This window comes from Mesonia sediminis, assembly GCF_042684705.1.
Classification (GTDB): domain Bacteria; phylum Bacteroidota; class Bacteroidia; order Flavobacteriales; family Flavobacteriaceae; genus Mesonia; species Mesonia sediminis.
The window spans coordinates 27,086-52,003 of record NZ_JBHULZ010000026.1; the positions used below are offsets into that span (position 1 = coordinate 27,086).

Here is a 24,918-nt window from a genome sequence, read left to right on the forward strand (position 1 = left end):
AAATTATTCGGGTAAAAATATAGATAAGTCAAATTCGATAAATAATAGAAATAGGAATATAAGAATAGCTACAATAAGCAAAATGCGTTTGCGACTGGTTTGATCTTCGTCTTTTTCTTTTAATTCAGCTAAAGCGGATTTTACATTTCCTACAAAGCCTAAAGGATTGCCCGTAGTCTTTCTAAATTGATCGTATTTAGTTTTTATTTTATACGGACTCCCCTCCCCTTTATCATCATAATAACGGGGCTTATAACTAAATTGCTTGTTCTTTCTTCGCTTTAAAATTCCCATAACCTAGTCTCTTTTCAAAGGTAAAGAAAATCAAAAACAATACCGAATTAGCCAAGCTAAACTTATAAACATAAAAAAAGCCGATTAGGGTTCTAATCGGCTATTTTCTAGGGAGAATAACCTTTAAAATTTGGCTTGTTGACGCAAAGCTGCCATTTTGATGGCTGCAATGGCCGCTTCGCTGCCTTTATTTCCGTGTTTACCGCCAGAACGGTCTATGCTTTGTTGCTTGGTATTATCGGTCAATACACAAAAAATCACCGGAATATCACTTTGAATATTCAGGTCTTTTATACCCTGTGTTACACCTTCGCAAACAAAATCAAAATGCTTGGTTTCGCCTTGAATTACATTCCCAACCGCAATAATTGCGTCTAACATATCATAGGATTGCTGCATCTTTTTGCAACCGTAAATCAATTCAAAACTACCGGGTACATTCCACCGCACAATATTTTCTTTGATGGCACCATTATCGATTAAAGCATCGAATGCTCCTTGAAAAAGATTCTCGGTGATCTCGCTATTCCACTCTGAAACAACAATCCCAAACCGAAAGTTATTCGCGTTTGGGATGCTTGCTTTGTCGTATTCAGATAAATTTTTACCTGCTGTTGCCATATAATTATTGCATTGCTTTAGCCTGACCTAAATAAATGGCCACTTCGCTAGCTTCTGCAGAATCTTGATATTCTGCATCAATTTGATTTAAATATTTTTCGGCTTTCGCACCGTCTTTTAATTCTAAGGCTGTAATGGCCGCCTTTAATAAAAACTTAGGCGTCGTAAATTCATTTTTACGTAATTTGGCTGCCTTTTCATAATAATCTAAGGCCTCTTCTGGCTGGTTCAATTGCATAAAGGCGTCACCAATGGCACCTTTAGCCAAAGGAGCTATAATCTCATCATCGCTTGAGAATTTCTCTAAATGATTAATCGCTTCTTTATACTCTCCTGTATTCAAATAAGCAATACCCGCATAATAATGTGCTAGATTTCCTGTAGCCGTACTTCCGTAATTATCAATAACATCTAGTAAACCAAATTTACCGTTTCCTCCCTGTAAAGCGAGGTTGTACAAACTATCTTGGGCTTTACCCGAAGCGTCTAAAGCGTCTTCAAAATAAATTTGTGCTTGTGCAATATCATTGGCCGCATCTAATTCTTTTGGCTCTTGTACAAACTTAGTAAATGCTAAGTAACCCAAAACAGCAACCACCACTACTCCAATTCCTATTAAAATTGGCTTTTGGTTTTCAGAAACCCACTCTTCGGTTTTGTTGGCTCCTTCGTCTAGGTTATTAAATACTTCTGCGGTTGTAGATTCTTCTTCGTTAAAATTCTCTTCTACTGCATCGCTTTCTTTTTTAGCCTTAGGCTTATATCCTCTCTTTTTGTAAGTTGCCATAAATAATAGTTAATTAAGCGCAAAAATATAATTTTTATTGATATAAAAAAGAGAATTTATTTGTATTTTTTAATTGGCTTTCCTACTTACTTTGTACTTTTAAACTTTTTTACGTTTAAGCATATAGTACAGCCTATCTTATGATTTTAAAGAAACTCGCTTTGGTCAATTACAAAAACTTTGAGCAAGAAGATTTTGAATTTAATCCGCGTATAAATTGTTTTGTGGGTTTTAACGGCGTAGGAAAAACCAACACCCTAGACAGCATCTATCATTTGGCTTATGGCAAAAGTTACTTTAATCCTGTAACCAGTCAAAACATCAAACATAAAAAAGACTTTTTTGTGATTGAGGGCGAATTTGAGCGTCTGGAGCGCAAAGAACATATTGTGGTAAGCGCTAAGAAAGGACAGAAAAAGGTAATTAAACGCAATGCAAAAAATTACGAGAAATTTAGTGAGCATATCGGGCTTATTCCTGTGGTGATAATTTCACCAGCCGATAGAGACTTGATTACTGAAGGTAGTGAGATTCGCCGTAAATTCATCGATGGCATCATTGCGCAAAGCGACAAAACCTACCTCAACGATTTATTGGCCTACAACAAGTTGCTGAGTCAGCGTAACTCTTTACTCAAATATTTTGCAGCCAACCAACATTACGATCAAGAAACGCTGAGTGTTTACAATGAACAGCTGAGTCCGCTGGCCGAGTCAATTTTTCAAAAACGCAGCGAATTCCTTTCGGTTTTCACCCCTATTTTTAAAGACCGTTACCATCACATCAGTAAAGGAAAAGAGGCTGTAGATTTACACTATCGCAGTCAGTTAAAAGAAGAAAGTCCGCTTGCCTTATTCGATAGTTATTTACAAAAAGACCTACAACGCCAGTACACGGGAGCAGGAACGCATAAAGACGATTTAAGTTTTAAAATAAAAAACTATTCCATAAAGAAATTTGGTAGCCAAGGCCAACAAAAATCGTATCTTATAGCTTTAAAATTGGCGCAATATGACTTTTTACAACAACATACTGGAGTAAAACCCATACTTTTGCTCGACGATGTTTTTGACAAATTAGACGAAGAGCGTGTAGGGCAAATTGTGCAATGGGTAACCCAAGGCAATTTAGGCCAATTGTTTATAAGCGATACCCACGCCCAGCGTACAGAAGAGGTAGTCAAGAAATACGCATCAGATTATAAAATAATAAAGTTATGATTCTAAAAAAAACGCTACAATATAGTCTATATTTGGTTTTGTTTTGGGTGCTTTTGGCCTGCAACAATCAACCTAAACTTGAAGACACTCAATTGCTCAATGGCTATTGGGAAATCGAAGAGGTTAAAAAACCCAACGGACAAATAGTTGCGTTTAAGTTTAATGAAAACGTAGATTATATTGAGTTAGAAAACGGCGAAGGCTTTCGGCAAAAAACCCGTCCGCAATTTACCGGCGGTTACCAATCAAATGGCGTGCAAGAAGCTATAAAAGTTCTACAACAAGGAGACAGTCTAGTGTTACAATATAGCACCCCACAAGATTCTTGGCAAGAAACCCTACTACAGGTAGCGCCCGAGCAGTTTAAAGTACGCAACCCCCAAGGAATTATTTACACCTATAAAAAATTTGAAGGATACGATTATGGCGAGAAATAGCGAAGAGCAAGACATAGGCAGCGTGTTAAAGGCCTTTGTAAAAGAAAATAAATTAGATCAAGGTCTCAATCACGTGAATGTAAAAGAAGTATGGTACAGCCAAATGGGGCCAGCCATAAAAAAATACACCAATACTATTCGGTTAAAAGAAGACACACTCATTGTAAGTTTGAGCTCCTCTGTTTTACGTGAAGAACTCAGCTATGGAAAAGAAAAAATCATACGCATGCTTAATGAATCTTTAGGACAAGATTTAATCAAAAAGCTGATTTTACGCTAATAAAAAAACCCAAAAAATAAACTTTTTTGGGTTTTTAATAAGCTATTAAGCTTAGCAGTTATTTTAAAAACAAGCCATTAAAACATCTCTCTGCCAGCAAAATGAAAATCGCCTTCAATTTTGGCATTCTCATCGCTATCACTACCGTGTACTGCGTTTTCACCAATTGAAGTAGCATATTTCTTTCTTATAGTACCTTCTGCAGCCTCGGCTGGATTGGTTGCACCAATAAGCGTTCTAAAGTCTTCTACCGCGTTATCTTTCTCTAAAATAGCTGCAACAATAGGTCCGCTAGTCATAAACTCAACCAACTCACCAAAAAATGGACGCTCGCTATGTACACCGTAAAAAGTTTCGGCATCACGCTTGGTCATTTGCGTTAATTTCATTGCAACAATTCTAAAACCAGAAGCGTTGATTTGTTCTAATATTGCACCAATATGCCCGTTTTTTACAGCATCTGGCTTAATCATGGTAAATGTTCTGTTTCCTGCCATGGATTTTATTTTTAATTTGCTGCAAAAGTAATCTTTTCTTACGATTCTGCAAACAAACTTATTGGGAGTACTCACCTCTGGCTAAAAGCTTTTATTTGGGCGTGCCTTTTGGCTTTCGGCATAGCCTCTTCCAAAAGTCGGGTTATCGCTACTCGCTTTAAAAGTGTGCCACACTTTTAAGAGCTTAAACAGGCCGCTCTACCCCTCACGCAAAAAAAAAAGAATTGAATCCGCGCAAGCTACTAGTAATCCCATTTGCACCACTATTTTTTAGCACTTAGAAAAATAGTTTTATGACTGGCTTCTAATAGCGTCAAATACTATAACCGCTATCATTAGTAAAACCACAATCAAAGCGACCAATAGGTAAATCTTCATTATTTTTTTGTGGGTAGTAAAATCGGGCATATTATTCGATTCTATCTGTGCGATAAGTTGGTGTTTAATTAACAGTGCATCAATTTTAGACCGGTCTGCTTCTAGCAGAAAATACCGAATACCCATGTCTAAAAAAGCCTGTTCTTTTATGTTGCTAAAAAAATCGATATTGTTTTCTTGTAAAATTGACTCAAAAACAAGCTGATCGCGTTGCCGAACATACAATTTATAATGTGGTGAAAACCGTATATAAAAATTAGTAAAAGACATTATAAGACAGCAAAATTAAGTGAAAGATGAACGCAAAGCCTTTATGGTCTCTCCTTTTTTTGGTTTCGATAATGTTGCACCTTTAGTACGCAGCACATGCCGGCAATAACAAAAACTTGTGGCAAAACATCTAACCAAAACCTAAGATTAAAGGCTTGAGCCGTCAAAAAGTTAACCAGTATAAGTACTGTACTAATGAAAATAATAATTAGCGCTAGCGTTTTTAACATCCTTTAGAAATTTTTAAAAAAGAGATTCCAATCCCCTAAAAGTAACAGTATTTTGATTATACACAAAGCGGCGGAGATCTTTCCATAAAAAACCAGCCTAAAGTATCCTTTAAACTTCTAGGAGATTATTGTATTAACTTTTGAGGGCAATAAACATTCAGGCATACAGCCAAAAGGCTATTATTGTATTCAATACCCCAGCGGCTAACCACATATAAATCCGTAAACCTGAAGTAATACGATAACTAAGAAAAAACGCAATTAAAATTATGCAAAAGCACAAAACACAAGTTAGTAACCAAGAGAAAAAACCGTCCAAACCTATATTTGGATAAAGATAGTCTAAGATTTCAAATTTAATCAATAGTAAGAACATAAGTCCTGTAGCCGGTGCAATACTATTATTATTGGTGGTTTTTCGGGGTGGTGAAGTAATTATTGAAAAGTTGAAAACCTAATTTATGATATTGACTTAATTCCCAATCCATTAGCTATCTAAAATAAAAAAGAGCTTATAAGGTCCTAAGTTAGATAAAACCTAATGGTATTCTTTATACTTATTTAACTCAAAAAATATTCCTATTTTGCAAACGAAATCAAGTAATTCCAATTTTGAACTAAATTAACGAGGGTTTAGAAGTGAATGGAATTAAAAATATCTGGTTATCTTAAAAATTAGGAAAGAGCATAAGATGGTAAACTCTTACGCCTAAAACGGACGACCTCCTAGTATTGAATGCTTATATGAAATAGCTGAAATTTTAAAATTAGGCGTAAAAGAACTTTAGTAGCGAATAATAAATAATACTTTAAAATGGGATATGGTGAACAATTAGAGTTGTTTCTGAAACAGGCTAAAACAAACAATTTAAAAACTAAGCACTTTAAATCGGATTATTTAAATACTAAGGTAAAAGTTAGTTTCGGACAGGGTAATACAGCAAGAATCCCTTGGATTTCTTTTTTAATCGAGCCAAATACTACAAGTAAGGGTATTTATCCTGTATTTTTATATTATAAAGAATTTGAATTACTAATCCTTGCATATGGAATTAGTGAATCGAATGAACCAGAAATGAATTGGAAACTAAATTCTAATGAGACTATAAACGAATTCTTTAAAAAAAAATTCAAAAAAAAACCCGATAGATATGGAACTTCGTATGTTGCTGAAGTGTATGATCTCAATAAGAAATTAAATATTAATAGAATTGAAGAAGATTTAAAGGATATAATAAAAGAATATAGACTAACCATTAATTCAGCACCGGTTATAAAAAAAGCCAGTGCGATAAACCATCCTCCATTTAACGTTAAGAACTTTAAAGTAGATTGTAAAAACGCTGGTTTAATCTACTCTGACATACTCATCACTCGTTTTGTAAGTTCCCTTTTAACAAAACCATTTGTCATTTTAACAGGTTTATCAGGCTCAGGTAAAACTAAGTTAGCTCAGGCTTTTGTGCAATGGATTTGTCAGGAAGAAAGTCAATACCGTATTATCCCTGTTGGTGCAGATTGGACCAATCGAGAACCATTACTAGGCTATCCAAACGCATTAAAACCGGAAGAGTATGTGAAGCCTGATAATGGCGTAATAGACCTCATTTTACAAGCAAACTCAAATCCTAAACTTCCACATTTTCTGATTTTAGATGAAATGAATTTGAGCCATGTAGAACGATATTTTGCAGATTTTTTAAGCGTGATGGAATCCAACGAAGAAATTCCACTTTATGCAGAAGGAACTGTGGATAATGGAGTCCCTTCAAAACTTAAAGTTCCAGCAAACTTATTTATCATAGGTACGGTAAATATTGATGAAACAACCAATATGTTTAGTCCAAAAGTTTTAGATAGAGCAAACACCATAGAGTTTCGCATTAACAAAACCGAAATGGATGATTTTCTTAGTACATCAAACGATTTAAATATGAGAGCTTTGTTGGCTAAAGGAACAAATATGGCTGAAAGCTTTATAAGTTTTTCTAACAACAAATCATTTACAACCAAGGACTTGAATGAAATTAATAAAACACTACTTAATTTCTTTGGTGAATTACAAAGGACTGGTGCGGAGTTTGGTTACAGAACCGCTTCTGAGATTCTGAGGTTGATTCATAAATTAGATACTTTGGATAGTAATTTAACAACTGCTGAAAAGGTTGATATTGCTTTAATGCAAAAATTACTACCAAAGCTTCATGGTTCAAGAAGAAAGTTATGTCCTATTTTAGAGACATTAGGTGGTTTTTGTCTAAAAGAAGACCTAAAAATAATTAAGGATGTTTTCGAGAAAGATAATTTCGAGTTTTACAAAAAAGAGGGTAAAAAATTAGTGCCGACCGATGGAGTTCTGTATCCCCTGTCTTTAGAAAAAATTGCAAGGATGTATAAAGGCGCAATAGATAATGGATTCGCAAGTTATGCTGAGGCCTAATAAATGAAAGCATTATCTGAAATAGAAATAAAATTGGACTCGGTTCAAGAAGGATTGAAACTTTGGATAAGTTCCAAAAGAGATGAAACCTTATTTGATCGAATCGACTCTGCTGCTGAAAATAATGAAGCACGTTATCAATTAAGAGAAGGTTGTTATTATGATTATGAAATTAGTGATGACCATTACCAGCTAGACGACATTGGAGAGAATATCATTCAAGAACATAAGCGACACTCAAATATTGGTACAATCTCACCAAATATATTCGTAGGAACATTAGAGATTCCTTTACTTAAAAAGGAGAGTCAGGAAAAGTGCTACTCAATTTATTTAGAAGTTCAATCAATTAAGTCCAACTATCGAGAGGATTACAGAGACATGCTTGAACTGATTACTGAGAAATGTACCGATTTACTATTACAATCTAATTCGCCAGTATCTCATCATTTTGATGTGGACTATTCAAAAGACAGTCAAACCTTATATCAAAAATTTGCCTTTATTAAATCCATAATCAACTCTTCAGAGTTTAAGGATGCTATTCATAGAATAGTTACAGCGCCAGTAACCAAATGGTCTGAAACACAGGAAGAAAAAGATGTTAGAAGTGTAAGAAGATTTACAAATTCCAACATAAAAGAATTAGTTAAAGGAGGGAAAAGGACAAATCTACCCAGCGGTCATTATTTGGAAAGTTATGGTTTAAAAACACTTCCAGAAAGAATAACTAGTGTTCGTAAAACCGATTCTGTAGATACGCACGAAAATCGTTTTATAAAACATGCTTTAGAAACATTCCTCAAGTTCTGTGCTGACATCCATAAGGCTGCTGCTCCAGAATCTAAGCTCTATTTCGAGTCAAAACTATTAATCAGTGAGCTAGAGTCTCAATTGCATCATTCTGTTTTTAGTGCTATTTCCAGACCAAGTACTTTAAAATTGAATAGCCCCATTTTACAGAGAAAAGAGGGTTACAGAGAGGTTTTGAGAACTTGGCTAATGTTTGAATTAGCTGCTAAATTAATTTGGCGAGGGGGTGAAGATGTGTATGGTGCAGGTAAAAAAGACATTGCTATACTTTATGAATATTGGCTTTTCTTTAAACTTTTAGACCTATTTCAAGAGCTCTTCGAAATAGACGCAAAAGACATTTCAGAACTTATTAAGCCTACAAAAGATGGACTAAACCTTCAAATTAAGCAAGGTAAATTTACCGCCTTGAAAGGTGTTTTTGAAACAGATACCAGAAAATTAAACATTCAATTTAACTATAATCGACAATTTAGTGGTAAGAAAAATTATCCTGATTCAGGTAGTTGGACGACGACATTAAGGCCAGATTACACCCTTTCTTTTTGGCCTTTCGGAATTACAGAAAACGAAGCTGAAAGGCAGGAATTGATTGTGCATGTTCACTTTGATGCGAAATATAAAATAACTAATTTAACTGATATTATAGAACAAAGTACTACAATAGATTTAAATAAAGAAAAAACTGCAAATAAGAAGGGTATTTACAAAAATGCTGATTTACTAAAAATGCATGCCTACAAAGATGCCATTAGAAGAACGGGAGGAGCCTACGTTTTATATCCCGGTAATAAATCTTTAAATCGAAAAGGGTTTCACGAGATTATACCAGGATTAGGTGCATTCCCAGTTCGTCCATCCAAAAACGATAGTGGCATTGGTGAACTTAAGGCTTTCATTTTAGAAGTAATTGACCACTTCGTTAATAGAGCCTCACAACGTGAAAAAATTGCATTCAGGACCTATGATGTTTATAAAAATGAACCTAGCAAAAATAACAAAATAAACGAAATTTTACCCGAGACCTATGGTGCAAACAGAGGTTTGATACCAGATGACACTTATGTGCTGGTTGGCTACTGTAGTGATACAGCAAATATATCGTGGTATAAAAAAGAAGGTATATATAATTTCCGAATGAATAATGACAAGGGGTCTTTAGTATTAAACAACAAAGTGGTAAGTGCAAAATATTTGTTGTTGAGAGTACCTGGCAAGGAAAATGCAAATTTGTTTTTTGAAATAAAAAGTGAAGGTCCAAAAGTTATTGAAGGTAAAAAACTAAAGGGTTATAAAACTAAACGTTTGAAGGATTACTACCTTGTAATAGAAATAGAAAATAAAGAGTCGTTAGATTTTGGAAATAGTGAATTTAAATTTAAGGATCTAAAAGCCTACAAAGACATAATAAACAAAGAACCAAACAAAATAATAGCCGCCGGAATTCCCTTTGCTGTGACCTTGACTGAGTTAATGAATGTAAAAGTGAATGTTTAACCAAAGATGAACATTGATACTCCTATATTCTATTTATATGTTTTATTCTTAATTCAGATGTTTATCTTTTGATACAACCTTTAAGAAAATAAACAATTGCATAAACCCAAAGATTCGAGCCTCAGCAGACAACAAACAATACAAACCCCCAATTCAAAAGTTTCGATAATCTAATTTAAATTTAATTTGTCTAAACAGATTGTATTTCAAAGCGCTACGGCTAAAACCCATTATATTAGCTTCTTATTTAATGTAACCCTACTCCCAAACCAATTTCTCCTTTGCTTTTGAACACCCCCTTTCCCCCCCACCAACAAACCAAAATTATTTTTCTACGCGCTTAACCCCATAATTACCGCCCGTTCAAGGCGGAGCAATCGTATACGTTCACTGGAGATAATACTATGCTGGTTCGAAGCTAATTCGATACTCCTTCGGTACTTATGCGATAAATCCTTATATTTCGAGGGATTACCGAAGAAACATCGAAGGAGTAACGAACTAGCATAACTTTAACTTACCTTGTTTTCTTTGCTAAAAATGCTTTTAATGAACCATAAAACCACGCTAAAGCACTATACACAGTGGCACAATCATACTTTTAATCAGATTTAAACGAGGTTTAATCTTACTTTTCCTAGCGTTTTACTCGCTTTTTGAGCGGAAAACTGCGATTTTGGGACTTATTTTGAGGTATTTATGAGTCAAAAAAGTGTGTTTTTTGAGTAAAAAGTACCTTTTTCTTGCGTTTTAGCGTTTTTAAATTTCATGCCTATGGCGCATGCAAATGATCAGCATGATTTTTAAAAAGTTCAGCATGTTTTTCATGAATCATAGGCATGATTTTCATGAAACATAGGCATGGTTTTTCTAAATCATGGGCATGATTTTCGGCTTTTTGAAGCCAAAAAAGCCTCTCGCTAAACGAGAGGCTTAAGCCAAACCAATAAGAAAATTAACTAGCTTCAGTCGCTTTTTAGAACGGGTAGTTTTGAAAAATAAAAATAATTTGAAATTGTGGGGTTTAAGATGGGGTATAGAGTCAACTGGCTCCCTCTTATCAAACTACCAAATCGCTTATGTTTTCTATTAAATAAAAAAGAGAACTTGATTTCCCATTGCATAAGTAAAATTAAAGCATGCTTTTGCGGACTGCTATTATGCGTCTTTGGGCCAAACGCATTGTGCATAAAACCATCGATACAAGTCTGCAGACGAATAAAAGCTAGGCTTAAAACGTAATGTTGTTTCAAAAAATTGATTAATTCCATCAGGTTCATGGCAATAAGAATTGAGCTTAGCTCAAGGCAGAGAAAAGTTGACAAGATGAGCGAATTAGGATTGATAGGCATAGCTTACTGGGTTAAAATGGTTCATACCGGTTGTCATCTGATTTTTTAAGGATAATGGTCAGTTTTTTCATCGCTTTAATTCCTCTTAAAGGTCTATAAAAACATAGAGCAAGATAGCCCTTAATACCCATAATGCAGCGACAAAAGCTACGGGTTTGCCTACAAATTGTACGAGTTTATCAGAAAATTTTTCGAGTAGGTGAAAGAATAAGCTGAGTTGGCCGAAAAACTTACGAGTAGCACTTAATATTGAATGCCTCGGCGGCCTTAAATGGATTATAATTAAAAAAGAATTAACTTTGTTAAAGATGCGCAGGTGAACCTTACTTCCGCAAAAGCGAATAAAAAAAAACTTTCAACTTAAAAACCAAACTTATGAACCCAAGCACCACCAAACAAAAAGCCCCTAAATGGTTTATAGCCTTGGCCGTATTTCTATTAGTATGGAATTTGATGGGAGTACTCGCATTTATCAATCAAATAAGTATGGGTACAGAGGAGGTTGCGCTACTCCCCGAAGATCAACAAGCATTGTACGCTAATTATCCCACTTGGGCACTAATTGCCTTCGCCATGGCAGTTGGTGGCGGATTTTTAGGTAGTTTATTACTGCTTTTAAAAAATAAATGGGCTAAAACGCTGTTCATTTTATCTTTGGTGGGTATCGTGGTACAGATGACTCACAGCCTTTTCATTGCTAAAGCTACCGAGGTTTACGGTCCGGGTGCCGCAATTATGCCTGTAATGGTTTTGGTCATTGGCGTATTTTGTATTTATATCGCCCAACGAGCGATTCAAAAAAAATGGATTGCCTAAATTTTTAGATCCATTTCCAATTTACTTGAAGCTAGCTAATAAATTTTAAGCATTTCCTTTTCGGTTAAACCGATTTGATTTCAGCAATAAAATAAAGGCAGAACGCAATAAAATTGAACGACAACCTTTCCATAAAGAGAAAAAATTCACCTCATTACAATTTTGAACAAGTCACAAAAACCCATAGCCTTTAGTTAAAAGCTTTATTGTTTAGTATAGCTTTAAAGCGGATTTGATTAGAGTAGCCGAGCACACGCAGAACTTACTTATAGAATTAGGCATGAAAAACAACCTCTTCTTAGCACAAGTCTAGGCTTTAAAAGAAAATACAAAACTTAGGTTTTCTAAATCTACAGAAATTGTATCTTTATCCCCTATGACAGCAGAACAAATCAGTGAAATAAAATCGCTTTTGGCTCAACCCCAAAGCATTAGCATCATTCCGCACAGGAATCCAGACGGAGATGCCTTAGGGTCTACACTAGCCTTGAAATTATATTTAGAACAGCTAGGGCACAGCGTGCATTTAATCGCACCTAACCCCTACCCCGAATTCTTGAGCTGGTTACCGCATCAAGAAGAGATTATTTTCTTTTGCGAGCAAAAGCAAAAAGCTACTCAATGTCTACAAGAGTCCTCTATGGTGTTTACTTTAGATTTTAACGATTTTAGTCGGACGGGTGAGGCTATGCAGCAGGTCTTAGCTGGTTTAGAAACTACTTTTGTGATGATTGATCATCACCAAGCACCGGCAGATTACGCCCGTTTTACCTATTCTGATGTAAACTGCTCCTCTACTTGTGAGATGGTTTTCAATTTCTTGGAATTTTTAGGCGATACGCATTTGATTACCGAAGATATGGCTACTTGTTTGTATACGGGCATTATGACCGATACAGGCTCTTTTCGTTTTTCTTCAACCAGTAGCCGAACCCATAAAATTATAGCACGACTGATTGATGCTGGTGCGAATAATACGGCCATACACAATGCCATTTATGACAGTAGCAGTAGCAACCGTATGCAATTACTGGGAGTAGCCTTAAGCAATATGAAAATCTTACCGGCCTACAAAACGGCTTATATAAGCCTGTCTCAGGAAGAGTTAGACCAAAACAATTTTAAAAAGGGAGATACAGAAGGTTTTGTAAATTATGGCCTGGCGATTAAAGGAATCATATTTGCTGCTATTTTCATTGAAAACAAAGAAGAAAACATCGTAAAAATCTCTTTGCGTTCTAAAGGAGATTTTGACGTTAACCAAATTGCAAGAAAACATTTTCAAGGTGGTGGACACATCAATGCAGCCGGAGGAAAAAGTGATTTATCACTTAGCGCAACCTTAGAAAAGTTTGAACAATTGTTACCCCAACTAACCCATGAATAATATATACCGTATTTTTTTACAGTCTTTTTGCATAGGATTATTGCTTTTTAGTTGCAAAACTCCAGAAGCTAGACGTCCAGTGAGTCAACAATCCGGTTCTTTTATTCGGGAATCGGTTGCGCGCAACAAAAAATTAGTAGCCTACGAAGAAGCTTTAATCGATTCGATTATTAAGCAGGATACAATCAATACCTACCACGCTTCGCCCAACGGTTTCTGGTACCGCTACGATACCAAAATCGGTAAAGACACCCTCACTCCTCAATTTGGCGATTTGGTAAACTTTGATTATGACATTAGCACCTTAATAGGGCAGCCCATATATACTAGAGAAGAATTAGGCACACGCGAGTATGCCATAGACCAAGAAAGCGTTTTTATTGGCTTACGCCAAGCTTTAAAAATGATGAAACCTGGCGAGACCCTTACTTTTTATTTTCCTTCACATAAGGCTTTTGGCTATTATGGTGATAACCAGAAAATAGGAAGAAATCTCCCTATTCGGTCTACCATAACCTTAAACTCAATTGAATTAAATAAAGAAAAACAATTAAATGACTAAATTTATGAAATTAAAAAGTGCATTTTTATGCTTATTTGTAGCGCTAAGCCTGTATGCTTGCAATGAGAAATATCCCGACTTAAACGATGGGCTTTATGCCGAATTTGTTACCAACAAAGGAACTTTTGTAAGTCAGCTGCATTTTGAAAAGACACCACTTACCGTGGCTAATTTTGTGGCTTTGGCCGAAGGTACGCACCCACAGGTAGACACTAGTTATGCCAACAAGAAGTTCTACAATGGGTTAAAATTTCATCGTATTATTGATAACTTTATGATTCAAGGCGGTGATCCCGAAGGTACCGGAGCTGGCGGACCAGGTTATAAGTTTCCCGATGAGTTCGACGAATCTTTAAAGCACAGTAAAAAAGGTATACTCTCTATGGCTAACGCCGGACCTGGCACCAATGGAAGTCAGTTTTTTATTACCTTAAAAGAAACCCCACATTTAGATAACCGACACAGTGTTTTTGGAGAGATTGTATTGGGGCAAGAAGTGGTTGATAGCATAGGAAAAGTAGAGACCACTAAGCCAGGAGATAAGCCAGTAAATCCTGTGATTATTCAAGAAGTTAATATCATAAGAAAAGGAAAAGCTGCCAAGTCTTTTGATGCTGTAGAAAAATTTGATAGCGCTATGAAAGACGTAATCGAGCAACAAAAAATTGAAGCCGCTAAAGCTGAAGAGCGTAAGGCCGAAATGAAAAAGAAAATCGATGAGGAGTTGAATAGTATGGCCGATGGTTATGAAAAAACCGATAGCGGATTATGGTATAAAATCATTAAAAAAGGAAATGGTACCAAAAAACCAAAGGCGGGTCAAATGGTAAAAGTTCACTATACCGGAATGCTAACAGACGGCACCAAATTTGATTCTTCGTACGACCGTAATCAGCCTATCGAATTTCCAGTAGGAACAGGTAAAGTTATTCCTGGTTGGGACGAAGGGATTATGCTTTTGAACGAAGGCGATCAAGCTAAATTAATGATTCCACCTTACTTAGGGTACGGTGAGCGTGGTATAGGCCCCATTCCTCCTAATTCTATATTAATTTTTGATGTAGAATTGGTTGAAATCAACTAATACAAAAAATATAAGCATTAAAAAAGGTAGCATTTTAAATGCTACCTTTTTTATTTCGTTTAAACGCTCCTAGCTCAATCTATAATTTATTGATTTCTTCTTTAAGTTCTGCTTTGGTTTTTCCTGTTTTTTCCTCTAGTTTACCTAACATCTCATCAAATTTACCTTCAGAATATGTGGTATCTTCATCGGTAATTTCACCATATTTTTGTTTGAATTTTCCTTTTACTTGTTTCCACTTTCCTTCTAATTCTTGCTCGTTCATAATATTTAAGTTTTTTAATTTATTTAAAAGTACAGTTATTTGCAGTTTTAAGTTATTAATGAAATCTTATCTTTATCCTAATACTATGTTATTTAAGACTTTTTATAGAATTTGCTTAGTCGTTGTGGCAATGATTTACCTCAATAGCTGCTCTAGTCTAAAATCCTATCCGCGAAGCAAAATAGAACTTGAGTTATTAGATGAGTACATCATCGCTAAAGACGCAAAATTTAATGCTGAGCCAATTGGCGGATTATCGGGTATAGACTATCGTGACGGATACTTTTACTGGGTAGTTGATGTACCTAGCAATCCGCGTATTTATAAAACGACAATCGAATTTGATGCCGATAAAATTAAACAAATTAACTTTATAGAAGCGATAAAGATAAATACCGATAATACAGACCTGTGGTTTGATTTAGAATCGGTATTAGCACATCCCAATCAACTTGGATTTCTCGTTTCGAGTGAGGGTTCTATCCAAAACAAAAAACAATCGGGTATCTATCAAATTGACGAGCAAGGAAAAATACAAAAAACCTATTCCCTACCCGATTATATCGATGTAAATAAAGGCAACCAAGCACATCATAATGGCGTTTGGGAAAGTTTGTGCTTTACCCCCGACCAATCCCAGTTTTTTGCAGCCTTAGAATTACCAGCCAGCCCCTGGGGAAAACCGAAGCTTTACGACACTCCTGCCCTGGTAAGTGTTTTGCGCTATGATTTAGCGGCCGAGAATTACCAAAAAGAATATTTTTATCCGCTAGAGCGCATACGCACATGGCCGCTAAAACCTTTTGCTATTAATGGGCTAACCGCTATGCTGGCCTTTGACGAAAGCCGTTATATTATGCTTGAACGCGCCTATTCTGCCGGCCGTGGTAATAAGGCTAATCGCGCAATTCTTTTTGAATATAAGTTTACGGATTTAAACTCAGACCAAAACCTAAAACAATTGAACCGAGAAGCCAAAACACATAAAAAACTGATTCTAGATCTAAAGAAGATAAGAAAATCATTAGCTTCTAAACGGTTAGACAATCTTGAAGGCATGTGTTTTGGTCCCACATCGCCCAACGGCAACCCCACCTTATTGCTAATAGCGGACAATAATTTTAATAGTTTCGACGAACAAATAAACCAAGTATTATGGTTTGAAATTAAAAAGCATTAAACGATTATTCGCAGTTAGAAGGTGTTAATAATACACTGGCTTGCTCAAATTTTAAACTATCGGTTAATTTCCATTCTTGGCTAGCTTGAACAAATTCATCGGCAGCATAATGCAAAGGAACAGCATTAGGTATAGTATAAGCGAAAACCTGATTAAGGTGGACACCTTCTTGCGTAAAACTAGGGTCGATTTTAAGCAAACGCGCCGATTCATCTCCGTTAGCTCGGGCAACAAAATATACCAAGTGATCTTTGGTATTTACCCACCAAATTTCCTTAGGCTCCCCCTCATTTTCAATGGCTATTTTATGGTAGTTAGCTTCATCGGTTTGTAATTCTCCTATTAGGTAAAAACTTTGCTCTTGATATCCGAAAGGAAATTGCACCCAATTTACGCTTTGCTGTAATGCCGCCTTAGCTTCTTGAAGCTGATTGCTAGTTAATTCTTCTAAATGTTTGTTTATTTTACGTTCAAAACCTTGATTATCCAGTACATCTTCAATTGCATCTTTACCAGTAGTATTTTGCTTTCGGTACATAAACATACCACAATTGCGCAGCGCCATATAATGTTCGCCTTGGTGTTTAAATTTAATCACAGCCGATTCCTGCAAAGCTACCCCTGTTTTAGCGAAGGTTTGTTGAATGATAGTATTGGCTTTTTCTCGGTTAGCCGCATTGGCTGATTCTAAAGGTTTATATTCAATAGATTGTTGACAACTGGTCAGGCCTAGCACTATGGCAAGCGCTAAAATAGTAAGTCTCATGAGGTGTTTTATTTGGTTAAGCTGTAAAGCTATATTATTTTTAACAAATTAAGTGAATTATAAAGAAAAACAGCAACATCTAGAACGGTAAAATTTGTTTAAAAAAGCAGCTTAGTTTAAAAAAGCACCTTATTTTAGCACTATGAGTAAAAACAACATCAACATACAGAATAGAAAGGCGCGATTTCAGTATGAAATCATAGATAAATACATTGCTGGAATCAGTTTAGCCGGAACCGAAATAAAATCTATCCGTCAAGGAAAAGCAAGTATTGCCGAAAGTTTTTGCGAATTTCACCGTAATGAGTTGTATGTCATCAATATGCATATAGAAGAGTATTCGCACGCTTCGCATTTTAACCACAACCCTAAAAGCGAACGCAAATTGTTACTGCAGCGCAAAGAATTAAGAAAGCTACATAAAGAGGTGAGCAATACTGGCTTAACCATTATACCCCTGCGCTTGTTTATTAATGAGCGCGGTTTAGCAAAATTGCAAATTGGTTTGGCAAAAGGTAAAAAAATGCACGATAAGCGTGAAACCATAAAAGACCGAGAGAATAAACGTAAATTAGACCGAATTAAAAAATCTTATAATGCCTAGGTATGCGCCAAAAGCTTTTTGGTTTAATCTTTTTATTAGCTTGTAGTTTACAGACTCAGGCTCAAATTACCGGTCGGGTAATCAACACCCAGCAAGAAGAGCTTGCGCAAGTTAACATCTTTATTGAAAACTCCTACCAAGGTAGCGTGAGTAACGAATCGGGTTATTTTGAATTACCCGTTGTAAATACAGACAGCTTAACTTTAGTTTTTCGGTATTTGGGTTATAAAACACTAAAACGAAAAATTATTATAGACGCCCCGCAGCATGATTGCGGTACTATTGTCTTAGAAGAAGAGCCTACCTCACTTGACCAAATAGTGCTGAACAACCAGCAAAATAAAGGGCTTATTCTCATTAAAAAAGCCATTGCGAACCGAGAAAAAAACCTTAATCTAACCAAGGCATACACGGCCAATTTCTACTCTAAAGGAATCTGGAAAATTCAAAATGCTCCCGAAAAAATTTTGGGTAACGATTTATCTGATTTACGCTCCAAGCTAGATTCTACCGGTAGCGGTATTGCCTATTTATCTGAAACCGTATCTCAAATTAAATTCCAAGCTCCCGATAATTTCCACGAAAAAATAATCGCCTCAAAACTTAGTGGCGATGACAACGGATTTAGTTTTAACAGCGCTCAAGAAGCCGAATTCAATTTTTATAAAAACAATATTGATCTGCGGCAAAATTTGATCTCCCCCATAGCTGACTATGCGTTGAATCACTACGACTATCAATTAGCCGACCTATTTTATGACGAACAGAATCACTTAATTTATAAAATACAAGTACAGCCTAAAAACCCTAAAGGACGTGTGTTTTCGGGATTTGTTTATATTGTAGATGATACTTGGCAACTTTACGGAATTGATTTGCAGACCACCGGTGAGGCGATACAATTTGAAGCTATTGAAACCATACACTTTAAACAAAATTTCAGTTTTAATGCCTTAGATCAGCGATGGGTGAAGCAAACACAAACCATAGATTTTAGCTGGTCGATCTTAGGTGTCTCTGGCGATGGTCGTTTTTCTGCGGTGTACACGAACTATGATTTTAATCCGCAGTTTACCTCAGCAAGCTTCGGAAGAGAAATTTTGGCTTTTGCCACAAAAGCCAATGACAAAGACAGTATGTTTTGGCAAGGCCAACGTCCTATACCCTTAACCGATGAAGAACAACAGGATTATTTAAAAAAACAACAATTAGCTAACCTACAAAACAGAAAACGCTACCAAGATTCTGTCGACGCTATAAATAATCGCTTTAAAGTTAGTAATTTAATAAGTGGATACACCTACAAGCAAAGCTATCAAAACCAGCGTTGGCAGATAGAGGCTCCCTTAAAAAACTTGCACTTTAACATGGTGCAAGGCTACAATTTAAGCTTACCGCTGCGTTTTGTAAAAACCGAGCCCCAAAAAAACACTTTCTATAGTTTTGCAGCCACTCCGCAATACGGCTTTTCTGATAAAACTTGGCGAGGTAGCTTCACCTACACCCAAAAGTTTAATAACTTTAGCAAGCCGTTTTTAAGTATCAGTCTTGGATCTGAAGCAAAAGAAATAAATAATAAGTCGAGTACCCCTTTACATTTATACGATTTGGCTTTAATCGGTTTCCAAAAAAATTACCTCAAGCTCTATGCAAATCAATTTGCGCGTATAAGCTATTCGAATGAATTGGCAAACGGACTCCGATTTTATTCCGCTTTAAGCTTCAACAAAAGGGATGTACTTAAAAATAGAGCTCATCATGGCTTTTTTAAATCAAGCTCACAATTTTACACGCCCAACAATCCGCTTGACAGTAACAATCGACCAGCGTCGGCTTTATTTACCCCACACCAGATGCTGCAGTACGAAGTAGGATTGCGGATTGACTTTGACCAGTCTTACTACCTGTACCCCGATGGTAAATATGCAGTCAGCTCCTCTAAATACCCTCGATTTTTCTTGTATTATAACCAAGGCTGGGCGACTGATTTGGATACCTATAATTTTTCTAAAATCAGTTTAAGAACTAATCAAAACCTAAATTGGAATCAAAGGGGGACTTTCTCTTATTTTGCTCGAGGCGGATTTTTTATCGGCAAAGACAAAACTAGTTTTATCGATTACCAACATTTTGATAGCACACCTACCCAAATACGCTTAAAACCAGGTTTAGACCGATTTTATTTACTTGATTTGTATAGTCATAGCACAACCAATACATTTGCCGAGGTGCATTTACAACATAATTTCAAGGGTTGGATTTTAGGGAAAATTCCGGGCATAAGAGCACTAAATTTAAATTTAGTTGCTACTGGAAAAGCTTTGTACACCCAAGAACATACCCCTTTTATAGAAGTTGGCTTAGGCCTAGACAATTTAGGTTGGGGTAAATACAGAATTTTACGCCTTGATTTTGTAAAGAACCTGCAATCAGGTAATCAAAATGATTTTGGCGTATTTGTGGGACTCTCGCTTTAATTTTTATCTTCTAACAGCGGTACAAATCTGAATTCACCAAACTCTTCGCGCTCAAACTCGGTTGCCGATTTTCGGGTAAAGAGCGTCATAATTTGCGGGTCATCGCCTACGGGAATAACCAATTTTCCTCCTATTTTTAATTGGGCCAACAATGGCTTAGGAACATAGGGTGCTCCTGCTGTTACAATAGCCCGATCAAAAGGAGCATATAGCGGTAGGCCTTTATAACCGTCGCCAAAACTAAGGTATTTCGGGCGGTAGCCCAGTTTTTGCAAAAAGAGTTTAGTCTTTTTAAATAATTCTTGTTGGCGTTCGATGCTATAAACCCTTGCCCCCAGTTCACAAAGCACAGCCGTTTGATAGCCGCTTCCTGTACCAATTTCTAAAACTTGATGTCCAGGCTCCACCGCTAACAACTCCGTTTGAAAAGCTACGGTGTAGGGTTGCGAAATAGTTTGATCTGCCGCAATAGGAAAAGCTTTATCTTGGTAGGCGTGATCTTCAAAACTACTATCCATAAACAAATGACGGGGTATTTTGCCAATCGCCGTTAATACACGTTGGTCTGCAATTCCTTTTTCTTTGAGAATTTCAACCAAATGTTGTCGCTTACCTTGATGTCTGAATGTATCTTTCAACGCCTTGAAATTTTTGCTAAAATTAGCTAATTTTTAAGGAATTTCAGCTGATTTACACAAAGAAATACACCGCATTTATACGCGTAGGCCGTAGGGTATTTATAACCAAATAACTAAAAATACGCTAAAATCGGTAAAATAGCCAATAACAATGGACGCGACTGACGAAAGAGATGAAAATCTAAAAAAAATTGATGCCACTTCTCTAAAAGAAATAGTATTTTTGTGCAAAACCACGATATATGCTAAAAATAGGAGTTATAGGCGCAGGCCATCTAGGTAAAATACATTTGCGCTTACTCAACCAATCCAAAAAATATGAGCTTGTAGGATTTTACGATAGCAATCGGGAGTATGCTCAAAAAGTAGCCGATGAATTTGGGTATACTTTGTATGAAGAGATTGACGATCTTTTGCAGGATGTGGCTGTAATCGATATTGTAACCCCTACCCTTTCACATTATGATATTGCTAAAAAAGCAGTGCTATTAAACAAGCATTTCTTTATAGAAAAACCAATTACTCATACTGTTGAAGAAGCAGATGAATTGGTAGCATTGGCAGCAGAACATAAGGTTAAGGGCCAGGTAGGCCACGTAGAGCGGTTTAATCCAGCCTTTAAAGCAGTACAAGACAAAATTGACCAACCCATGTTTATCGAAGCCCATCGATTGGCAGAATTTAATCCGCGTGGTACCGATGTTCCCGTAGTTTTAGATTTAATGATTCACGATATCGATGCTGTTTTGAGCGTGGTACCCTCTCCTGTAAAGAATATTAATGCTAGTGGTGTTTCGGTAATTAGTGAAACACCAGATATTTGCAATGCCCGTATAGAATTTGAAAACGGTTGTGTAGCCAATTTAACCGCAAGTCGTATTTCACTTAAGCAAATGCGCAAAGCGCGCTTCTTTCAACGCGATGCTTATATCTCTGTAGATTTTCTAGAAAAGAAATGTGAGGTAGTTAGAATGAAAGATGCTCCCCAGCAACCAGGAGAATTTGATATGATTTTGCAAAACGCAGAAGGAGTTAAAAAGCAAATCTATTTTGACAATCCAGATGTAGATGAAAACAATGCTATTTTGGAAGAATTGGAAACCTTTGCTGAGGCGATTACCCAAGATCTCACTCCGAAGGTAACTTTAGAACAAGGTGCACGTGCCTTACGCGTAGCCAAACAAATAATAAATAGTTTTTCAAAAAAATAAAAATTAGAATTATGAAGAATATTGCCGTAATAGGAGCCGGTACAATGGGTAACGGAATTGCCCATACTTTTGCTCAGTTTAATTACAAAGTACATTTAATTGATATAGCTCAAGAGAATTTAGATCGAGGAATGGCTACCATTACAAAAAATCTAGATCGTATGCTTGCTAAGGAAAAAATTAGCGAGCAAGATAAAGATCAGACTTTAGCCAATATCACCACTTTTACCGATTTAAAAGAGGGAGTGCAGCAAGTTGACTTAGTGGTTGAAGCTGCCACCGAAAACGAAGACTTAAAATTAAAAATATTCAAGCAATTGGATGAGTTTTGCGCTAAAGAAACTATTTTGGCATCCAATACCAGTTCAATTTCAATTACAAAAATTGCATCGGTAACTAGACGACCTGAGCAGGTAATCGGGATGCACTTTATGAATCCTGTACCCATTATGAAGTTGGTTGAAATTATTAAAGGTTATAGTACTTCGCAGGAAGTAACTCAAAAAATAATGGATTTATCGGTAGCCTTAAAAAAAACACCAACAGAAGTAAATGATTATCCTGGTTTTGTAGCCAATCGTATCTTGATGCCTATGCTTAATGAAGCCATTGAAACACTTTATAATCAAGTGGGCGGCGTTAAAGAAATAGACACCGTGATGAAATTGGGTATGGCACATCCTATGGGGCCACTACAATTAGCCGATTTTATTGGTTTAGACGTTTGTTTGAGTATTTTAGAAGTAATGTACGACGGATTTAAAAATCCGAAATATGCTCCTTGCCCATTATTGGTGAATATGGTACAAGCTGGAAAACTAGGCGTTAAATCGGGCGAAGGTTTTTACGACTATAGCGAATCTAAAAAAGCCGAAGTTGTGGCTGCTCAATTCAAATAAATTACTATGCCAGAAGTTGTTCCTTTTCGGGCTGTGAGACCCACCCGTGACAAAGTTGGTTTAATTTCATCTCGACCTTACCATCACTATACACAGGCCGAAAGGGAAGCTCGGCTAGACAACAATCCGTTTTCATTTTTACATATTGTGAATCCGGGTTATAAATACCACAAAGAGGTATCGGGACCAGATCGGTATGAATTGGTACGCAATCGCTATCAAGAATTTCGAGAAGACCATATTTTTATCAAAGATGAGCATCCTTGTTTTTATATTTATGAACGCAAAGATGCAGACGGTCACGTTTTTACTGGTATTGTTGCCGCCACGGGCCTTAATAGTTACAAAAGTAATTTAATAAAAAGGCACGAAGAAACCATCGCTTACCGCGAAGAAGATTTTAAAAAATACTTGCAAACTGTTGGCTTTAATGCAGAGCCAGTTTTGTTAACGCACCCCGATAATTCAGATTTATCTGCGATCATCAATAATGCGAAAAGCATACGTCCAGAATACGAATTTACCACCACCTACAGAGACACCCATTATTTGTGGTTGATTGACGATGCTCAAACCTGCCAACAAATCACTCAGATTTTTAAGTCTATGGATCATCTTTATATTGCCGATGGTCATCACCGCAGTGCCAGCGCTCATCAACTTTGCGAAGAATTAAAAAAAAGCAATAAAGAGCATACCGGTAAAGAGCCTTATAATTTTTTTATGAGTTACATCATACCAGAGAGTAACCTTAAAATTTTAGAATTTAATCGGCTGGTAAAAGATTTAAATGGCTTAAGCAAAGAAGAGTTTCTCATTCGGTTAGATAATTTTTTTAAAATAGAAAACCGCAAGAATACCTATTATAAGCCTCAAGAAAAGCATTCTTTTAGTATGTACCTTGACGGTGATTTTTATAGTCTACACTTACGAAAGTTAAACTATAAAACCGAAAATGCATTATCTCATCTCGATGCGCAAGTCTTATATAAAACCGTTTTAAATCCTATTTTGGGTATTGGCGATGCACGCTCAGACAAACGTTTGGACTACGCCCATGGTAAAAAAGGCATGGCGTATGTCAAAGGACTAGTAGACCGTGGAGAGTTTAAAGTAGGATTTGGTATGCTGCCAGCATCGGTTGCTGAAATGAAACAAATCGCCAATGAAGGTTTAACCATGCCGCCTAAATCGACCTACATAGAACCCAAATTACGCAGCGGTATCACCATATATGAATATTAAACTATGAGTAACATTTCGACAAATTTAAACCAAGTTTTAAGCGAGTTGCCAAAACACGTGCAACTTGTGGCGGTTTCTAAAACCAAAAGCGAGCAAGAAATTTTACAAGCCTACGAGGCCGGGCAGCGAGTGTTTGGTGAAAATAAAATTCAAGAAATGACCGATAAGCAAGCCAATCTGCCTTCAGATATTCAATGGCATATGATTGGTCACGTGCAAACCAACAAGGTCAAATACATGGCACCCTATGTGCAATTGATTCACGGGGTACATAAAATGAAATTGCTGAAAGAAATCAACAAAGAGGCCAAAAAAAACGAACGTGTTATCGATTGTTTACTTCAAATAAAAATTGCCGAGGAAGATACCAAATACGGAATGGATCTGGCTACGGCGAAAGAAATTCTATCGGGTGATGTATATACCCAAATGAAAAATGTAAAAATTGTAGGTTTAATGGGTATGGCAACCTTTACGGAAGATACCCAGCAAATTCATAAAGAATTCGAATATTTATCTCAAGCCTTTAATCAATTAAAATTACAACATCCTGAATTAGAAATACTTTCTATGGGAATGAGCGGAGATTATAAAATAGCACTCGAACATCAAAGTAATATGCTGCGAATAGGAAGCGCCATATTCGGTGCACGTAACTATTAAAACGC

General features: G+C 36.3%; 25 protein-coding genes. 16 read left to right on the top strand and 9 right to left on the bottom strand.

Going from position 1 to position 24,918, the window contains the following annotated elements:
• Window positions 1-3: 3 nt before the first annotated feature.
• From ACFSQ0_RS05780 to ACFSQ0_RS05790, 3 genes are all read right to left on the bottom strand, one after another.
• A complete protein-coding gene (locus tag ACFSQ0_RS05780) occupies window positions 4-294 on the bottom strand; it encodes a riboflavin synthase subunit beta (protein WP_147861038.1) in 291 nt (96 codons plus the stop codon).
• Window positions 295-417: 123 nt separating this feature from the next.
• Window positions 418-915: a 6,7-dimethyl-8-ribityllumazine synthase gene (ribH, locus tag ACFSQ0_RS05785; protein WP_379045472.1), complete on the bottom strand. Its 498-nt coding sequence runs from the start codon at window positions 913-915 to the stop codon at window positions 418-420.
• A 4-nt stretch (window positions 916-919) separates the two neighbouring features.
• A complete protein-coding gene (locus tag ACFSQ0_RS05790) occupies window positions 920-1,702 on the bottom strand; it encodes a tetratricopeptide repeat protein (protein WP_379045475.1) in 783 nt (260 codons plus the stop codon).
• A 140-nt stretch (window positions 1,703-1,842) separates the two neighbouring features.
• Here ACFSQ0_RS05790 and recF point away from each other — a divergent pair, with 140 nt between their 5' ends.
• Genes recF through ACFSQ0_RS05805 form a run of 3 tightly spaced genes read left to right on the top strand, consistent with a single transcriptional unit; the run spans window position 1,843 to window position 3,639 of the window.
• Window positions 1,843-2,922, top strand: coding sequence for a DNA replication/repair protein RecF (gene recF, locus ACFSQ0_RS05795; RefSeq protein WP_379045478.1), 1,080 nt, complete (start codon window positions 1,843-1,845; stop codon window positions 2,920-2,922).
• Window positions 2,919-3,359 carry a hypothetical protein gene (locus tag ACFSQ0_RS05800; RefSeq protein ID WP_379045481.1) on the top strand — a complete coding sequence of 147 codons (441 nt, stop codon included), beginning with the start codon at window positions 2,919-2,921 and terminating at the stop codon, window positions 3,357-3,359. Before recF ends, ACFSQ0_RS05800 begins: the two co-directional genes overlap by 4 nt.
• Complete coding sequence (locus ACFSQ0_RS05805) at window positions 3,343-3,639, top strand: DUF721 domain-containing protein (protein ID WP_379046191.1); 297 nt, start codon at window positions 3,343-3,345, stop codon at window positions 3,637-3,639. Before ACFSQ0_RS05800 ends, ACFSQ0_RS05805 begins: the two co-directional genes overlap by 17 nt.
• 77 nt (window positions 3,640-3,716) lie before the next feature.
• Here ACFSQ0_RS05805 and ACFSQ0_RS05810 read toward each other — a convergent pair whose 3' ends face one another.
• Both ACFSQ0_RS05810 and ACFSQ0_RS05815 read right to left on the bottom strand, forming a co-directional pair.
• A complete protein-coding gene (locus ACFSQ0_RS05810) occupies window positions 3,717-4,136 on the bottom strand; it encodes a nucleoside-diphosphate kinase (protein WP_147861033.1) in 420 nt (139 codons plus the stop codon).
• A gap of 291 nt (window positions 4,137-4,427) precedes the next feature.
• Window positions 4,428-4,784 (bottom strand): hypothetical protein, encoded by a 357-nt coding sequence (locus ACFSQ0_RS05815; protein ID WP_379045484.1) that lies wholly within the window; start codon window positions 4,782-4,784, stop codon window positions 4,428-4,430.
• 1,044 nt (window positions 4,785-5,828) lie between these two features.
• Between ACFSQ0_RS05815 and ACFSQ0_RS05820 the strand changes: the two genes are divergently transcribed.
• Window positions 5,829-7,454, top strand: a complete 1,626-nt coding sequence (locus tag ACFSQ0_RS05820) for an McrB family protein (RefSeq protein WP_379045487.1) — start codon at window positions 5,829-5,831, stop codon at window positions 7,452-7,454.
• A 3-nt stretch (window positions 7,455-7,457) separates the two neighbouring features.
• Window positions 7,458-9,764 carry a DUF2357 domain-containing protein gene (locus ACFSQ0_RS05825; protein ID WP_379045490.1) on the top strand — a complete coding sequence of 769 codons (2,307 nt, stop codon included), beginning with the start codon at window positions 7,458-7,460 and terminating at the stop codon, window positions 9,762-9,764.
• A gap of 965 nt (window positions 9,765-10,729) precedes the next feature.
• Here the strand turns inward: ACFSQ0_RS05825 and ACFSQ0_RS05830 are convergent.
• Window positions 10,730-11,116: a hypothetical protein gene (locus tag ACFSQ0_RS05830; protein ID WP_379045493.1), complete on the bottom strand. Its 387-nt coding sequence runs from the start codon at window positions 11,114-11,116 to the stop codon at window positions 10,730-10,732.
• Window positions 11,117-11,491: 375 nt separating this feature from the next.
• Here ACFSQ0_RS05830 and ACFSQ0_RS05835 point away from each other — a divergent pair, with 375 nt between their 5' ends.
• From ACFSQ0_RS05835 to ACFSQ0_RS05850, 4 genes are all read left to right on the top strand, one after another.
• On the top strand, window positions 11,492-11,932 hold the full coding sequence (locus ACFSQ0_RS05835; protein WP_379045495.1) for a hypothetical protein: 441 nt from the start codon (window positions 11,492-11,494) through the stop codon (window positions 11,930-11,932).
• A 376-nt stretch (window positions 11,933-12,308) separates the two neighbouring features.
• Window positions 12,309-13,319: a DHH family phosphoesterase gene (locus ACFSQ0_RS05840; protein WP_379045498.1), complete on the top strand. Its 1,011-nt coding sequence runs from the start codon at window positions 12,309-12,311 to the stop codon at window positions 13,317-13,319.
• Window positions 13,312-13,881: a gliding motility-associated peptidyl-prolyl isomerase GldI gene (gene gldI, locus ACFSQ0_RS05845; protein WP_379045501.1), complete on the top strand. Its 570-nt coding sequence runs from the start codon at window positions 13,312-13,314 to the stop codon at window positions 13,879-13,881. Before ACFSQ0_RS05840 ends, gldI begins: the two co-directional genes overlap by 8 nt.
• A 4-nt stretch (window positions 13,882-13,885) precedes the next feature.
• The gene (locus ACFSQ0_RS05850) at window positions 13,886-14,965 is read left to right on the top strand and encodes a peptidylprolyl isomerase (protein ID WP_379045504.1); all 1,080 of its coding nucleotides are present in this window, start codon (window positions 13,886-13,888) and stop codon (window positions 14,963-14,965) included.
• Between the two features lie 79 nt (window positions 14,966-15,044).
• Here ACFSQ0_RS05850 and ACFSQ0_RS05855 read toward each other — a convergent pair whose 3' ends face one another.
• Window positions 15,045-15,230: a CsbD family protein gene (locus ACFSQ0_RS05855; protein ID WP_379045507.1), complete on the bottom strand. Its 186-nt coding sequence runs from the start codon at window positions 15,228-15,230 to the stop codon at window positions 15,045-15,047.
• A 58-nt stretch (window positions 15,231-15,288) separates the two neighbouring features.
• Here ACFSQ0_RS05855 and ACFSQ0_RS05860 point away from each other — a divergent pair, with 58 nt between their 5' ends.
• Window positions 15,289-16,410, top strand: coding sequence for an esterase-like activity of phytase family protein (locus ACFSQ0_RS05860; protein WP_379045510.1), 1,122 nt, complete (start codon window positions 15,289-15,291; stop codon window positions 16,408-16,410).
• A gap of 4 nt (window positions 16,411-16,414) precedes the next feature.
• Here the strand turns inward: ACFSQ0_RS05860 and ACFSQ0_RS05865 are convergent, their stop codons facing one another.
• Complete coding sequence (locus tag ACFSQ0_RS05865; RefSeq protein WP_379045513.1) at window positions 16,415-17,176, bottom strand: hypothetical protein; 762 nt, start codon at window positions 17,174-17,176, stop codon at window positions 16,415-16,417.
• A gap of 142 nt (window positions 17,177-17,318) precedes the next feature.
• Here ACFSQ0_RS05865 and smpB point away from each other — a divergent pair, with 142 nt between their 5' ends.
• Together smpB and ACFSQ0_RS05875 are read left to right on the top strand one after the other, a co-directional pair.
• Window positions 17,319-17,780 (top strand): SsrA-binding protein SmpB, encoded by a 462-nt coding sequence (gene smpB, locus ACFSQ0_RS05870; protein WP_147861024.1) that lies wholly within the window; start codon window positions 17,319-17,321, stop codon window positions 17,778-17,780.
• A gap of 2 nt (window positions 17,781-17,782) precedes the next feature.
• The gene (locus ACFSQ0_RS05875; protein ID WP_379045516.1) at window positions 17,783-20,257 is read left to right on the top strand and encodes a DUF5686 and carboxypeptidase regulatory-like domain-containing protein; all 2,475 of its coding nucleotides are present in this window, start codon (window positions 17,783-17,785) and stop codon (window positions 20,255-20,257) included.
• On the opposite strand, the gene ACFSQ0_RS05880 is transcribed toward ACFSQ0_RS05875, so the two are convergent.
• Complete coding sequence (locus ACFSQ0_RS05880) at window positions 20,254-20,895, bottom strand: protein-L-isoaspartate(D-aspartate) O-methyltransferase (protein WP_379045519.1); 642 nt, start codon at window positions 20,893-20,895, stop codon at window positions 20,254-20,256. The two genes, ACFSQ0_RS05875 and ACFSQ0_RS05880, sit on opposite strands and share 4 nt — an antisense overlap.
• Before the next feature lie 242 nt (window positions 20,896-21,137).
• On the opposite strand from ACFSQ0_RS05880, the gene ACFSQ0_RS05885 reads away from it, so the two are divergent.
• The 4 genes from ACFSQ0_RS05885 to ACFSQ0_RS05900 are packed head-to-tail and all read left to right on the top strand — an operon-like array spanning window position 21,138 to window position 24,913.
• A complete protein-coding gene (locus tag ACFSQ0_RS05885; protein WP_379045522.1) occupies window positions 21,138-22,106 on the top strand; it encodes a Gfo/Idh/MocA family protein in 969 nt (322 codons plus the stop codon).
• Window positions 22,107-22,117: 11 nt separating this feature from the next.
• Window positions 22,118-23,005, top strand: coding sequence for a 3-hydroxyacyl-CoA dehydrogenase family protein (locus ACFSQ0_RS05890; protein ID WP_379045525.1), 888 nt, complete (start codon window positions 22,118-22,120; stop codon window positions 23,003-23,005).
• A 6-nt stretch (window positions 23,006-23,011) separates the two neighbouring features.
• Window positions 23,012-24,250, top strand: a complete 1,239-nt coding sequence (locus ACFSQ0_RS05895) for a DUF1015 domain-containing protein (RefSeq protein ID WP_379045528.1) — start codon at window positions 23,012-23,014, stop codon at window positions 24,248-24,250.
• Between the two features lie 3 nt (window positions 24,251-24,253).
• Window positions 24,254-24,913, top strand: coding sequence for a YggS family pyridoxal phosphate-dependent enzyme (locus tag ACFSQ0_RS05900; RefSeq protein WP_379045531.1), 660 nt, complete (start codon window positions 24,254-24,256; stop codon window positions 24,911-24,913).
• Window positions 24,914-24,918: the final 5 nt, after the last annotated feature.

Excerpts from the sequence above, each read along its gene's own strand:
- ACFSQ0_RS05780 (WP_147861038.1), bottom strand. The coding sequence starts at position 294 with ATGGGAATTTTAAAGCGAAGAAAGAACAAGCAATTTAGTTATAAGCCC.
- ribH (WP_379045472.1), bottom strand. The coding sequence starts at position 915 with ATGGCAACAGCAGGTAAAAATTTATCTGAATACGACAAAGCAAGCATC.
- ACFSQ0_RS05790 (WP_379045475.1), bottom strand. The coding sequence starts at position 1,702 with ATGGCAACTTACAAAAAGAGAGGATATAAGCCTAAGGCTAAAAAAGAA.
- recF (WP_379045478.1), top strand. The coding sequence starts at position 1,843 with ATGATTTTAAAGAAACTCGCTTTGGTCAATTACAAAAACTTTGAGCAA.
- ACFSQ0_RS05800 (WP_379045481.1), top strand. The coding sequence starts at position 2,919 with ATGATTCTAAAAAAAACGCTACAATATAGTCTATATTTGGTTTTGTTT.
- ACFSQ0_RS05810 (WP_147861033.1), bottom strand. The coding sequence starts at position 4,136 with ATGGCAGGAAACAGAACATTTACCATGATTAAGCCAGATGCTGTAAAA.
- ACFSQ0_RS05815 (WP_379045484.1), bottom strand. The coding sequence starts at position 4,784 with ATGTCTTTTACTAATTTTTATATACGGTTTTCACCACATTATAAATTG.
- ACFSQ0_RS05820 (WP_379045487.1), top strand. The coding sequence starts at position 5,829 with ATGGGATATGGTGAACAATTAGAGTTGTTTCTGAAACAGGCTAAAACA.
- ACFSQ0_RS05825 (WP_379045490.1), top strand. The coding sequence starts at position 7,458 with ATGAAAGCATTATCTGAAATAGAAATAAAATTGGACTCGGTTCAAGAA.
- ACFSQ0_RS05830 (WP_379045493.1), bottom strand. The coding sequence starts at position 11,116 with ATGCCTATCAATCCTAATTCGCTCATCTTGTCAACTTTTCTCTGCCTT.
- ACFSQ0_RS05835 (WP_379045495.1), top strand. The coding sequence starts at position 11,492 with ATGAACCCAAGCACCACCAAACAAAAAGCCCCTAAATGGTTTATAGCC.
- ACFSQ0_RS05840 (WP_379045498.1), top strand. The coding sequence starts at position 12,309 with ATGACAGCAGAACAAATCAGTGAAATAAAATCGCTTTTGGCTCAACCC.
- gldI (WP_379045501.1), top strand. The coding sequence starts at position 13,312 with ATGAATAATATATACCGTATTTTTTTACAGTCTTTTTGCATAGGATTA.
- ACFSQ0_RS05850 (WP_379045504.1), top strand. The coding sequence starts at position 13,886 with ATGAAATTAAAAAGTGCATTTTTATGCTTATTTGTAGCGCTAAGCCTG.
- ACFSQ0_RS05855 (WP_379045507.1), bottom strand. The coding sequence starts at position 15,230 with ATGAACGAGCAAGAATTAGAAGGAAAGTGGAAACAAGTAAAAGGAAAA.
- ACFSQ0_RS05860 (WP_379045510.1), top strand. The coding sequence starts at position 15,289 with ATGAAATCTTATCTTTATCCTAATACTATGTTATTTAAGACTTTTTAT.
- ACFSQ0_RS05865 (WP_379045513.1), bottom strand. The coding sequence starts at position 17,176 with ATGAGACTTACTATTTTAGCGCTTGCCATAGTGCTAGGCCTGACCAGT.
- smpB (WP_147861024.1), top strand. The coding sequence starts at position 17,319 with ATGAGTAAAAACAACATCAACATACAGAATAGAAAGGCGCGATTTCAG.
- ACFSQ0_RS05875 (WP_379045516.1), top strand. The coding sequence starts at position 17,783 with ATGCGCCAAAAGCTTTTTGGTTTAATCTTTTTATTAGCTTGTAGTTTA.
- ACFSQ0_RS05885 (WP_379045522.1), top strand. The coding sequence starts at position 21,138 with ATGCTAAAAATAGGAGTTATAGGCGCAGGCCATCTAGGTAAAATACAT.
- ACFSQ0_RS05890 (WP_379045525.1), top strand. The coding sequence starts at position 22,118 with ATGAAGAATATTGCCGTAATAGGAGCCGGTACAATGGGTAACGGAATT.
- ACFSQ0_RS05895 (WP_379045528.1), top strand. The coding sequence starts at position 23,012 with ATGCCAGAAGTTGTTCCTTTTCGGGCTGTGAGACCCACCCGTGACAAA.
- ACFSQ0_RS05900 (WP_379045531.1), top strand. The coding sequence starts at position 24,254 with ATGAGTAACATTTCGACAAATTTAAACCAAGTTTTAAGCGAGTTGCCA.